Source organism: Thalassospira sp. ER-Se-21-Dark, from assembly GCF_017922435.1.
In the GTDB taxonomy this organism is placed as follows: Bacteria; Pseudomonadota; Alphaproteobacteria; order Rhodospirillales; family Thalassospiraceae; genus Thalassospira.
In genome coordinates this window covers 859,944-872,594 of the sequence record NZ_VDEZ01000002.1, presented here as the reverse complement: position 1 = coordinate 872,594, position 12,651 = coordinate 859,944, and the positions used below count along the sequence as shown (strand labels likewise).

The window sequence follows — 12,651 nt, the reverse complement described above, 5'->3', positions numbered from 1 at the left end:
TTGCTGTAACCTGCATGCCTGATGGTCAGGTATGGTTCCTACCAGTGAGGAGAACGTTTCTGTCATGACCGCTATTATCGATATTCGCGGCCGCGAAATCCTTGACAGCCGTGGTAACCCGACGGTCGAAGTTGATGTCACCCTGGAAAATGGCGCCTTTGGTCGTGCTGCCGTTCCTTCGGGCGCATCCACCGGTGCACACGAAGCCGTCGAACTGCGCGACAAGGAAGACCGTTACCTTGGCAAAGGTGTGACCAAGGCGGTTGCATCCGTAAACGGTGAAATCTTTGAAGCGCTGGCTGGCATGGATGCCGAAGACCAGCTTGCCGTTGACAATGTCATGATCGACCTTGATGGCACCGAAAACAAAGGCCGTCTCGGCGCAAACGCCATTCTGGGCGTATCGCTGGCGACTGCGAAGGCTGCTGCCGAAGACGCCGGTCTTCCGCTTTATCGTTATGTCGGTGGATCGTTTGCCCGCACGTTGCCGGTGCCGATGATGAACATCATCAATGGTGGCGAGCATGCCGATAACCCGATCGACGTTCAGGAATTCATGATCATGCCGGTATCGGCCGAGACGTGCTCGGACGCGATCCGCATGGGTGCGGAAATCTTCCACAACCTGAAAAAGGCGTTGTCGGCAGATGGCCTGAACACCAACGTGGGTGACGAGGGTGGCTTTGCGCCGAACATCGCATCGACCGAGGCTGCCATCAGCTATGTCATGAAGTCGATCGAAGCTGCTGGCTATCGCCCGGAAGAAGACGTTGTGCTGGCGCTTGACGCGGCATCGACCGAGTTCTTCAAGGACGGAAAATATGTTCTGGCCGGCGAGGGCAAATCCCTTGACCCGAGCCAGATGGTCAAATACTGGGCCGACCTTGTTGGCAAATACCCGATCTTCTCCATCGAAGACGGCATGGCCGAAGACGATTGGGATGGTTGGGCAGAACTGACAGCCGCCATTGGTGCCAAGACCCAGCTTGTTGGGGACGACCTGTTTGTCACCAACCCGAAACGTCTGGCGGATGGCATCAAGAAGGGCGTTGCCAACTCGATCCTCGTCAAGGTCAACCAGATCGGCACGCTTTCGGAAACGCTGGAAGCGGTTGAGATGGCACACCGTGCCGGTTACACGGCTGTGATGTCGCACCGTTCGGGCGAAACCGAAGATGCAACCATTGCCGATCTGGCGGTTGCCACCAACTGTGGTCAGATCAAAACCGGTTCGCTGTCACGTTCCGACCGTATGGCAAAATACAATCAGCTGATCCGCATCGAGGAACTTCTTGATGCTGGTGCACACTTCCCGGGTCGTTCGATCCTGAAGTAACGGCTGCTGATATTTTGACTGCGTAACAGGCCGCTTCCCGATCTGGAGGCGGCCTGTTTTGTATGGGCGCCAAGTGATAAAGTCGAATATCAGGATTAGTGAATTGAGCGTAATCGCGCAGCTTTGCGCAGATTGCTTAACTCTATTTTTACCCGAATATGCGCATGGTTGCGGGTAATCTTGCCGGTTTTCCCAGCTTGTCCGATGGTAAATCATTGTCAGACAAGCGAAATAACGTATGTGGTTTTTACGTTATGAGACCGGAACGAGATATTTGGTCATCACGTCGCACAGATGTGCAAGGGGCATAAGGTAAATGTCGTCCAGTTCACCGGTCATTCTTCGCCTGAAACAGGCTGTCGCACCGGTAATCGCATTTACCGTGATGGCGTATTTCATCTTTCACAGTGTTGAAGGCGAACGCGGGCTTTTGAATTACTGGTCGATGCAAGACCGCGTCAGCCAGATCACCCAGGTTCTTGAAGAAACGACCGAGCGCCGCAAGTTGCTTGAACAGCATGTGCTTTCGCTGCGTGCCAGCCACCTTGATCCGGATCTGCTTGATGAGCGGGCGCGTGCGATGCTGAATGCCGCCCATCCCGACGATGTGATCATCTTCCACCATGATGGCTATAGCGATGTCATCACGGCGGCAGCCGCAACCGACGCCAACTGAGCCTGATGCCTGATGCCCGACGCCTGCCTTTACGTGGGCGAGGGATTTGGTGCGAAAGAATCCGCTGGCGGCACAATCGTATTTCTCTGCGTAAAATGGCTCTGTACTGTTGACCAGATCACAGTTTGACAGAAATTTTGGGTTGTGAATTGTGTTCAGCAATAATCGCAAACAGGTAAGTCGTTGTTTAAACTGACTTCTGGTTTAGGGCGCTATTCTGCCAAACCAAGTAGAGGTCATTGATATACAATGCATTCTTTCGGTTGTTTTCCGTTTTGCGCTGCTATGCGGTATTATCCCCGCGAAAGCATAGCATTTGTGACGCAGGGGAATGAACGAGTTTTAAAGCAGGCGTCCAAGGTGCTGAAAATCCTGCAACTCTGTAAAAACGCGTAAACTCAAAGATTAACTGAAATCAGGTTTATTTGTGATTGTGCGTTGCAAAACAACAGTTTAATCGAGGTTAGATTGCTTGCCCTTGTGGTCTGTTTTCGGTAGTCATTTCGGTGGTCCAGTACCGAATTAAGCACTCATACATGATGCTTAAGCGATAGCCATCCACCGGGAGGAAACATGGCGACCACACCAAAACGCAAACGCGGCACGACGCGCGCCGACAATCAGGCGAGCAGTGACGATCTCCTCAAATATTACCGTGAAATGCTTCTGATCCGTCGCTTTGAAGAAAAAGCCGGTCAGCTGTATGGCATGGGTCTCATTGGCGGTTTCTGCCACCTTTATATCGGGCAGGAAGCTGTTGTTGTCGGCATGCAGGCCGCCGCATCGAACGAAGATGGTGTTATCACCAGTTATCGCGATCACGGGCATATGCTTGCAACTGGCATGGATGCCGCCGGTGTGATGGCCGAACTGACGGGCCGCGAAGGCGGGTATTCCCGCGGTAAAGGCGGCTCGATGCACATGTTCTCCAAGGAAAAGAATTTCTATGGTGGTCATGGTATCGTAGGTGCGCAGGTTCCGCTCGGAACCGGTATTGCCTTTAGCTACAAATACCGTGGCGAAAACAAGGTTTGCATGACCTATCTTGGTGACGGTGCCGTCAACCAGGGCCAGGTCTATGAAGCCTTCAACATGGCAGCCCTTTGGCAGCTTCCGGTGATTTATTGCATCGAGAACAACCAGTATGCGATGGGCACTTCGACCCAGCGTCACTCGTCGAGCCCTGATCTGTATGAACGCGGTAAGGCCTATGGCATTCCCGGTGAGCAGGTTGATGGCATGGACGTTCTGGCGGTCAAGGCTGCTGGTGAACGCGCCGTGGAACATTGCCGTTCAGGCAAGGGGCCTTATATCCTTGAGCTGAAAACCTATCGCTATCGCGGGCATTCGATGTCCGACCCGGCGAAATACCGTACCAAGGACGAGCTCGACAAAATGCGTAAAGAGCACGATCCGATTGATATGGTCAAAAAACTCCTGATCGACGGCGACATCATTGATGAATCCGGTCTGAAAGACATCGACAAGGAAGTTAAAGCCGAAGTCGCAAAAGCGGCCGAGTTCGCGCAGAACAGCCCGGAACCGGATGTTTCCGAACTGTTTACCGACATTCTGATCGACGCGTGATCGCAAGCTCTGCGAACCGCTTTTGAACGATATTTCCCGGGAGAGAGGGAACAATGCCGATTGAAGTTTTGATGCCGGCCCTGTCGCCGACCATGACCGAAGGCACACTTGCCAAATGGAACGTCAAGGAAGGCGACACTGTCGCATCCGGTGACGTGATCGCAGAAATCGAAACCGACAAAGCCACGATGGAAGTCGAGGCCGTAGACGAGGGCACCATTGGTAAGCTCGTTATCGAAGCCGGTACCGAGAATGTCGCGGTCAACCAGGTGATTGCCTATATCCTTGAAGAAGACGAAGACGCGTCAGCACTTGATAACGTTTCTGCGTCCTCTGAACCCAAAAAAGACGCCGCACCGGCAAAAGAAGAAGAGTCTTCCAAGGAAGAATCATCTGACAAAGCCCCGGCATCTTCGAATGCCGCACCGGTTTCTGCCAGCGGTGCGATTGAACGTTCTGACGCTGAGCCGCGCGCAATGAGCGTGATGAACGCGACCCAGGACGAAAAGACCTATACCAGCTTTAAAACCCAGACCGTTCGTGAAGCCCTGCGCGATGCAATGGCCGAAGAAATGCGTTCTGACGAAAACGTCTTCGTCATGGGTGAAGAAGTTGCGCAGTATCAGGGGGCCTACAAGGTTACCCAGGGTCTTTTGGATGAATTCGGTGACAAGCGCGTGATCGATACCCCGATCACCGAGCACGGTTTCACCGGCCTTGCAACCGGTTCGGCCTTTATGGGCCTTAAGCCGGTTCTGGAATTCATGACCTTTAACTTCGCAATGCAGGCGATTGACCAGATCATCAACTCTGCTGCGAAGACGCTGTACATGTCCGGTGGCCAGCTTGGCTGCCCGATCGTGTTCCGTGGCCCGAACGGTGCGGCATCGCGCGTCGGTGCCCAGCACTCGCAGTGCTATGCATCCTGGTATGCCCATTGCCCGGGTCTTAAGGTTGTTGCACCGTGGTCGGCCGCAGACGCCAAAGGCCTTCTGAAGGCGGCTATTCGCGACCCGAACCCGATTGTCTTCCTTGAAAACGAAATCATGTACGGTCAGAGCTTCGAAGTGCCTGACGACGAAGATTTCGTCCTGCCGATTGGTCAGGCCAAGATCGAACGCGAAGGGACCGATGTCACCATCGTTGCTTTCTCGATCATGGTGGGCAAGGCGCTTAAGGCGGCCGAGCAACTGGCAGAGCAGGGCATCTCGGCAGAGGTCATCAACCTGCGCACCATCCGTCCGCTGGATGTGAACACCATCGTGCGTTCGGTCATGAAGACCAACCGTCTGGTGACTGTTGAGGAAGGCTGGCACTTCTCGGGTATTGGTGCGGAAATCGCGTCTGTTGCGATGGAACATGCATTTGATTACCTCGATGCACCGGTTGCCCGTGTAACCGGCGAAGACGTTCCGATGCCGTATGCTGCCAACCTGGAGGCGCTTGCGCTTCCGCAGGACAGCCACATCGTCGCCGCGGCCAAGGCCGTTTGCTATCGCTAAGTAAGACGGACAGGGGCTGGTCGCGGGTTACTCCGCGCCGCCCCGTTACCGGGAGAATGCGTTCATGCCTGTAAAAGTATTGATGCCGGCCTTGTCGCCGACCATGACCGAAGGCACCTTGGCGAAATGGCACGTCAAGGAAGGCGACACCGTTGAATCGGGTGACGTCATCGCCGAAATCGAAACCGACAAAGCCACGATGGAAGTCGAAGCCGTCGACGAAGGCAAGATCGGTAAAATCCTTGTTTCTGAAGGCAGCGAAAACGTTGCGGTAAACGAAGTTATCGCGTTGCTGCTTGAGGAAGACGAAGACGAAAGCGCGCTTGAGGGCGCGGACACGTCTGCGGCCAGCACGTCTGGTGGCGGTGAAAGTGCGCCGGCCAAGGACGACGCCAAAGAGGAAAAAGCACCAGCAGCAGCCGAAAAATCGGCTTCTGGTGACGATAAGCCGGCACCGGCCGCCCCGGTTTCCGGTGGCAAGCGCATCAAGGCAAGCCCGCTTGCGCGGCGAATTGCCGCCAACGAAGGTGTCGAGCTTTCCGATGTTTCCGGTTCGGGCCCGCGTGGTCGTATCGTGAAACGCGACATCGAAGCGGCTCTGTCGTCGAAACCGGCCGAAAAATCCGCCGCATCCGAAGACAAGAAATCTGCAGATGCACCGGCAGCAGCAAGTGCACCGGCCGCATCTGGCTGGAACCCGGATCTTACCGGTCTGCCGGAATACGAAGAAATTCCGAACAGCGGCATGCGCAAAACCATCGCGCGTCGCCTGACCGAATCCAAGCAGCAGGTTCCGCACTTCTACCTGACGGTGGATTGCGAACTCGACAATCTGTTGGCCACCCGCAAGCAGCTGAATGAAAAGGCGGGCGAGGGTGTCAAGATTTCGGTCAATGATTTCGTCATCCGTGCGGTTTCGCTGGCGCTGAAAAAGGTTCCGGCTGCGAACTCCATCTGGACCGACAAGGCGACCCTGCAGTGCAAGAAACAGGATATCTCGGTGGCGGTTGCCATCGAAGGTGGCCTGATCACGCCGGTTGTTCGTGATGCCGGTTCGAAAGGCCTTGCTGAAATCTCAGGCGAGATGAAGGCACTGGCTGGCAAGGCACGTGACGGCAAACTGAAGCCGGAAGATTATCAGGGCGGGACTTTCTCGGTCTCCAACCTTGGCATGTTCGGCATCAAGGACTTCTCGGCGATTATCAATCCGCCGCAGGGCTGCATCCTTGCAGTTGGTGCGGGTGAACAGCGCCCGGTCGTCAAGGACGGTGCACTGGCAATCGCCACTGTCATGACCTGCACCCTTTCTGTTGACCATCGCGCGGTCGATGGCGCAGTCGGTGCGGAATTCATGGCCGAATTCAAAAAGCTTATTGAAGATCCGCTGAGCATGTTGCTCTAGGGTCCAAAGTTGCGCGGGGGCTTTAACAAGTCCCCGCAAGCATTTGAATTTAAAAGACCTGTAACCATTATTGGGCAGGCGAAGGAGATCCTACGATGGCGGATAACAATTTCGACGTAATCGTGATTGGCGCAGGCCCGGGTGGTTATGTAACCGCAATCCGTGCGGCCCAGCTTGGCCTGAAAACGGCTGTTGTCGAACGTGAACATGTTGGCGGTATTTGCCTGAACTGGGGCTGCATCCCGACCAAGGCGCTGCTGCGTTCGGCCGAAGTTTATCGCAACATGCACCACGCAAAGGATTATGGTCTTTCATGTGAAAAGCCGTCCTTTGATCTGGATGCAGTGATTCAGCGTTCGCGCGGTGTTTCCAAGCAGCTTGCCGGTGGTGTTGGTCATTTGCTGAAAAAGAACAAGGTGACCGTGATCAACGGTGAAGCCAAGTTCGACGGCCCGAAAAAGATCGTGGTCGAAGGCAAGGACAAGGGCACCTATACCGCGAAGAATTATATCATCGCGACCGGTGCGCGCGCCCGTTCACTGCCGGGTCTTGAGGCCGACGGCAAGGTTGTCTGGGACTACAAAAAGGCGATGACGCCTGACAAGATGCCCAAAAGCCTTGTTGTAGTGGGGTCCGGTGCCATCGGGATCGAGTTTGCCAGCTTCTATCACACCATGGGTGCGGATGTGACCGTGGTGGAAATCATGCCGCAGATCATGCCGGTTGAAGACAAGGAAGTCGCTGGCCTGGCGCAGAAGATGATGACCAAGGACGGGATGAAAATCCTGACCGAAGCCAAGGTCGCGAACCTTAAGCGCAATTCCGATAACGTTGTTGTCACGGTGGAAACCAAGGACGGCAAGAAACAGGAATTGACCGTTGATCGTGTAATTTCGGCCGTTGGTGTGATCGGCAATACAGAAGGTCTTGGTCTTGAAACCACCAAGGTCAAGGTTGATCGCAATGTGATTGATACCGACGAATATTCGGCAACTGCAGAACCGGGCATCTATGCCATTGGTGACGTTGCCGGTCCGCCGATGCTCGCCCACAAGGCCGAGCACGAAGGTGTTATCTGCATTGAAAAGATTGCCGGTGTCAAAGGCGTTCATCCGCTTGATCCGCGCAAGATTCCGGGGTGCACCTATTGCCATCCGCAGGTCGCAAGTGTCGGCCTGACCGAAGCCAAGGCCAAAGAGGCCGGTTATGAAGTCAAGGTCGGCAAGTTCCCGTTCATTGGCAATGGCAAGGCGGTTGCCCTTGGCGAGGCCGAAGGTCTGGTCAAGACCGTGTTTGATGCCAAGACCGGCGAGTTGCTTGGCGCGCACATGGTCGGTGCGGAAGTGACCGAACTGATCCAGGGCTTTGTGGTTGCGATGGGTCTTGAAACGACCGAGGAAGATCTGATGCATACGGTCTTCCCGCATCCGACGCTTTCGGAAATGATGCATGAGTCGGTCCTTGACGCCTATGGCCGTGCGATCCACTTCTAGAGCTTGAGATATTGTGTCGTGCCGGGCGGACATGCCCGGTATGATCACCTTTTACGAATGTCGGTTTGACAAATGCGCGGCGTGGCGGCAAATTGCCGCCCGTCCAATCCTTCGGAGGTAACTCTATGTCGACGGCGCCCAGCGAACAGAAACCCGTTCGTCACCCGGAAAAACAGAAACGGCCAGATCGCCCATCGGGGCGCAAACCGTCCTGGATCAGGGTCAAGGCTCCGACCTCCAAGGGGTATCAGGAAACCCGCGACCTTGCGCGTGGTCTGAACCTTCATACCGTGTGTGAAGAAGCCGCATGCCCGAATATCGGCGAATGCTGGCAGAAGAAACACGCATCCTTCATGATCATGGGCGATACCTGTACGCGTGCATGTTCGTTCTGTAACGTCAAAACCGGTATGCCGAACGCGCTTGACCCGTTCGAGCCGGAAAACCTGGCGATGGCGGTTGCCGACATGCAGCTTAAGCATGTTGTGATCACGTCTGTTGACCGTGATGATCTGGCCGATGGCGGGGCAGCGCATTTTGCCCGCGTGATCGAAGCGATCCGTCACAAGTCGCCGGAAACCACGATTGAAATCCTGACCCCGGACTTCCGTGACAAGCCGGGTGCGGTTGAAATCGTTGCCAAGGCCCGTCCGGACGTGTTCAACCACAATCTTGAAACCGTGCCGCGGCTTTATACCAATATCCGTCCGGGTGCGCGCTATTACCAGTCGCTGCGTATTCTTGATCGCGTCAAACAGATTGACCCGACGATCTTTACCAAATCCGGCCTGATGGTTGGTCTGGGTGAGGAACGCAAGGAACTGGCACAGGTGATGGATGACCTGCGCGTGGCCGATGTCGACTTCCTGACGATTGGCCAGTATCTGCAGCCGACCCTTAAGCACGAGCCGGTCCACAAGTTTGTGACACCTGATGAATTCAACGAATATGCATCGATGGCACGTGGCAAGGGCTTCTTGATGGTGTCAGCAACGCCGCTAACACGGTCGAGCTATCACGCGGACCGCGATTTCGAGCAGCTTCGTGAAGCGCGCGAGAAGAAGCTGGCAGCTGCCGATGCGGCCAAAGCCAAGGCGGAACAGACCGTAACGGCGGCACAGTAATCCTTTCACCCGTTTAGCCACAGACCACGACGATCAAGGGAGATATCGCGTGCCGACGCATGCAGAGCGCAGGAAACTGCCCTATACGCCGGAACAACTCTTTGATCTCGTTGCGGATATCGATTCCTATTCGGAGTTCCTTCCGTGGTGTGTCGCATCGCGGGTGCGCAAGCGTGAAGGCAATGTGCTTAAGGCGGATCTTGTGATCGGCTTTAAGATGTTTCGCGAAAAATACACATCGAAAGTCACCCTGCAGCGCCCGGACCGGGTCGATGTTGAATATCTGCAGGGGCCGTTCAAGTATCTCAACAATCACTGGGTGTTTGAAGAGGATGAGGACGGCGGTACGTCGCTTGATTTCTTTGTCGATTTCGAGTTTCGATCAGCCCTGTTGCAGAAAATGATCGGCGTTGTGTTTAACGAAGCCGTCAAAATGATGGTGGGGGCGTTTGAAACCCGTGCGCGCGAAGTGTATGGTGAGCCGAACTTGCCGACATCGGAAAATCAGGCCTGATTTCTAGTCCAAGCGATCCAGCATTTCTTCGATCAGGGCAAAGGCCTTGAGGACTGTTGCCCTGCGCACCATATGGCGATCGCCGGGAAAGACCGTGTGGGTCGTGATGGTATCGCGCCCCTTGGCCGCACAGCCAAAATGAACAAGCCCGACCGGTTTGGTGTCCGTGCCACCCCCCGGACCGGCGATGCCGGTAACCGAAACCGCGATGGTGGCATTGGGCGCACGATCAAGCGCCCCTTCGCACATGGCGCGAGCAACCTGTTCCGAGACAGCACCATGTTCGGCGAGCAAGTCATTGCCAACGCCGATCAGGCTGTGTTTGGCTTCGTTCGAATAGGTGACAAAGCCGCAATCGACCACCGATGAGCTGCCATCAACGCCGGTCAGGGTGCCGGTGATCAGACCACCGGTACAGGATTCTGCCGTGGCGATCATTTCGCCCTTTGCCTTGCAGCGCGCGATCAGGGCACTTGCCGCATTTAGAAGATCAGGGTCATTCATCATCACGATCATCCGTCAATCAGGTGTGCTCGTCAGGAGCCTGTCAGGTCGCCAGTCAGGTAAACAACGCCGACAAGCGCAATCATGGCAAAAACGCCGGCCAGGACATCATCAAACATGATGCCAAACCCGCCGCCCACGCGCCGGTCAACCCAGCGTATCGGCCAAGGCTTGATGACGTCAAATATGCGGAATGCCAAGAAGGCAATCAACAGCCACGCAACATCCATCCAGACCGCGCCAAGCGGCACGACAAGCAGACACATCCATTGGCCGACCACTTCATCAATGACGATCTCGCCGGCGTCATGGATGCCCAGCATGTTGCTGTAAAGATGGGCGACCCAGATACCGATGGCAAAAACGGCGATGCTGGCGATGATCAATGCCGTGTTCCCGCCATAGGCCCAGATCAGCCAGCCAAAGGGCAGGGCGGCGAACGATCCGGCCGTGCCGGGTGCCTTCGGGCTTTTGCCGCTATAAAACCAGGTTGCGGCAAAGGTGATCATAAATCGGGAAAACGCCATTCTCAGCAAACGCATATGATGTGGAAGATGGCCATAGGTAACACAGCATATGAGCAGAAGGTGAAAATTTTGCGATTAAGGATGTGTTAACGGGCTTGCTTGCAGGCCGAGTTACAGGTAGCGTAAAGAAAAGGCGAAAATGTCTCAGGCGGGGTCAAAGAAACTCTGCATAACCGGGGTAACCGGACATGCATACGGGCAACTAGGGGTTAGACACTGAATATGTCGGCGTTTGAACGCATTCGTCGGTTGGTGGATAAATGGTTTCCGGATCGGCAGTTGCTTATCCGTTCCAATGATTCCGTTTACCAGCTTCGGCTTGGAAAATACGCGCAGGTCGCACTGGCCTCATTCGGGGCAGCAGCCATAACCTGGACGGTCGGCGTTACAGGTTATAGCTGGTACCTAGATCAGCGCCTTACAATGCGTGAAGAGCAGCTTTTCAGAAGCGAGCTGTCGTACAACCGTCTGATCGCCCGGGTTACCGAAAGTCAGCGCCGTTTTGGCGAGATTACATCCCAGATGGAAGATACCCATCGTAATCTGTTGTCGATGGCTGAAAAGAACCTGCAGCTTCAGGCGCGGGTACAGGATTATACCTCCAAGCTTGCTGATAGCGAGAAGGAGAAAGTCCGGATTTCATCGCTTCGCACGTCGATGGATAACCAGATGAATGCGTTGCAGGGCCAGATTGACGGGATCACCAACCGCAACCTTGCACTGCGCGACGAGTTGGAAACGGTTGAAACCGTCATGTCGCGTGTGATGCGTGAACGTGATCAGGCTTTGCAGCGGTCCAAAAAGCTTCAGGGTGAACTGAGCGAAGCGCGTCAGCGTATTGCTGATCTGCACTCGATCCAGCAACAAGCCATGCAGCGGGTGGCCCAGACGGCAGATACCACCATTCTCGAGCTTGAGAATGTGCTTGAAATGACCGGCCTGCAGCCGGAAACATTTGTTCTGCCGCCGATGAAGCCGCAGCAGCCCGGTGTTGGTGGTCCGTTCGTGGCGTTCGAGCCTGAACACCCGCAGGACGAGGAATTTGTCAATACGGCGTTGGCGCTGAATGATCGTATGGATCACCTTGCCAACCTGCATGACAGGATCAAGAAGACGCCAATCGGGGAACCGGCGGCGAAATACTATCTATCGAGCTCGTTCGGTAAACGAAAAGACCCGATCAATGGTCGCTGGGCTTTTCATTCCGGTGTTGATCTTGCCGGACCGATCAAGACACCAATTCTTGCAACCGCACCGGGCAAAGTGGTGCATGCGGGATGGAGTGGCAAATACGGGAAGATGGTCGAAGTTGATCACGGAAACGGTATTCGAACCCGTTATGGCCACCTATACAAGGTCCTCGTAAAGAAGGGCGACGAAGTGCAGTACCAGGACCATATCGCCTTGATGGGAAGCACGGGCCGCAGTACCGGTAGCCATGTGCATTATGAAGTTCTGGTCAATAATAAGCCGGTCAATCCTGTAAAATTTATTGAGGCGGGACGTTATGTTTTCAAAAGCGAGCAAGACGACACAAACAACGAATAAAAGTGGTTCACACGGCGCCGAGAAAAAGGGTGGCCTGTCGGTCATCAATGCCGATCTTCGTGTGACGGGTGATCTGATTTCGGAATCCGATGTTCAGGTTGATGGTTCGGTCAATGGCGATATTCGCACACGGACCCTGACCATCGGTCAAAGCGGCGAAGTCCGCGGCGAAATCGTTGCCGATAAAATCCGCATTTGCGGCACCGTTATCGGTCAGGTCCGGGCAAAGGATGTTTCCCTTTCCGATACCGCCCGCATGATCGGTGACATTCTTCATGAAAGCCTTTCCATCGAGCCGGGTGCCCATATCGAAGGCCATTGCCGTCGCATCGAAAGTGCTGCCGACGAAGGCGGCCTGACGGTGATCCAGGCGGGGCAGGTGGTTGCGGCCAACGTAAAGAAAGAAAACAAATAATCACTTAAGTGATTTGTGTTGCG

The 12,651-nt window shown here is 54.9% G+C and carries 12 protein-coding genes; 10 read left to right on the top strand and 2 right to left on the bottom strand.

Annotated elements, in window-relative coordinates; all coding sequences use genetic code 11:
* Nucleotides 1–64 precede the first annotated feature (64 nt).
* From eno to FHI25_RS11720, 8 genes are all read left to right on the top strand, one after another.
* Complete coding sequence (gene eno / locus FHI25_RS11755; RefSeq protein ID WP_008891173.1) at nucleotides 65–1,336, top strand: phosphopyruvate hydratase; 1,272 nt, start codon at nucleotides 65–67, stop codon at nucleotides 1,334–1,336.
* A 316-nt stretch (nucleotides 1,337–1,652) separates the two neighbouring features.
* Nucleotides 1,653–2,012: a septum formation initiator family protein gene (locus FHI25_RS11750; protein WP_210517971.1), complete on the top strand. Its 360-nt coding sequence runs from the start codon at nucleotides 1,653–1,655 to the stop codon at nucleotides 2,010–2,012.
* 573 nt (nucleotides 2,013–2,585) lie between these two features.
* Entirely contained in the window at nucleotides 2,586–3,599 is a 1,014-nt protein-coding gene (gene pdhA, locus FHI25_RS11745) for a pyruvate dehydrogenase (acetyl-transferring) E1 component subunit alpha (RefSeq protein WP_064781473.1), read from the top strand.
* Nucleotides 3,600–3,652: 53 nt separating this feature from the next.
* Complete coding sequence (locus tag FHI25_RS11740; RefSeq protein ID WP_210517969.1) at nucleotides 3,653–5,101, top strand: pyruvate dehydrogenase complex E1 component subunit beta; 1,449 nt, start codon at nucleotides 3,653–3,655, stop codon at nucleotides 5,099–5,101.
* Nucleotides 5,102–5,165: 64 nt separating this feature from the next.
* On the top strand, nucleotides 5,166–6,503 hold the full coding sequence (locus FHI25_RS11735; RefSeq protein ID WP_120226003.1) for a pyruvate dehydrogenase complex dihydrolipoamide acetyltransferase: 1,338 nt from the start codon (nucleotides 5,166–5,168) through the stop codon (nucleotides 6,501–6,503).
* Nucleotides 6,504–6,598: 95 nt separating this feature from the next.
* On the top strand, nucleotides 6,599–7,996 hold the full coding sequence (lpdA, locus tag FHI25_RS11730) for a dihydrolipoyl dehydrogenase (RefSeq protein ID WP_210517967.1): 1,398 nt from the start codon (nucleotides 6,599–6,601) through the stop codon (nucleotides 7,994–7,996).
* A 125-nt stretch (nucleotides 7,997–8,121) separates the two neighbouring features.
* A complete protein-coding gene (gene lipA, locus FHI25_RS11725; protein WP_008891167.1) occupies nucleotides 8,122–9,120 on the top strand; it encodes a lipoyl synthase in 999 nt (332 codons plus the stop codon).
* A 49-nt stretch (nucleotides 9,121–9,169) separates the two neighbouring features.
* A complete protein-coding gene (locus tag FHI25_RS11720) occupies nucleotides 9,170–9,634 on the top strand; it encodes a type II toxin-antitoxin system RatA family toxin (protein ID WP_008891166.1) in 465 nt (154 codons plus the stop codon).
* 3 nt (nucleotides 9,635–9,637) lie between these two features.
* Here the strand turns inward: FHI25_RS11720 and FHI25_RS11715 are convergent, their stop codons facing one another.
* Complete coding sequence (locus FHI25_RS11715) at nucleotides 9,638–10,141, bottom strand: CinA family protein (RefSeq protein WP_349238012.1); 504 nt, start codon at nucleotides 10,139–10,141, stop codon at nucleotides 9,638–9,640.
* Between the two features lie 29 nt (nucleotides 10,142–10,170).
* Nucleotides 10,171–10,665 (bottom strand): phosphatidylglycerophosphatase A, encoded by a 495-nt coding sequence (locus tag FHI25_RS11710; RefSeq protein WP_246879044.1) that lies wholly within the window; start codon nucleotides 10,663–10,665, stop codon nucleotides 10,171–10,173.
* 222 nt (nucleotides 10,666–10,887) lie between these two features.
* Here FHI25_RS11710 and FHI25_RS11705 point away from each other — a divergent pair, with 222 nt between their 5' ends.
* A complete protein-coding gene (locus FHI25_RS11705) occupies nucleotides 10,888–12,213 on the top strand; it encodes a M23 family metallopeptidase (protein ID WP_008891163.1) in 1,326 nt (441 codons plus the stop codon).
* Complete coding sequence (locus FHI25_RS11700) at nucleotides 12,173–12,628, top strand: polymer-forming cytoskeletal protein (protein ID WP_008891162.1); 456 nt, start codon at nucleotides 12,173–12,175, stop codon at nucleotides 12,626–12,628. Before FHI25_RS11705 ends, FHI25_RS11700 begins: the two co-directional genes overlap by 41 nt.
* The last annotated feature ends 23 nt before the right edge of the window (nucleotides 12,629–12,651 follow it).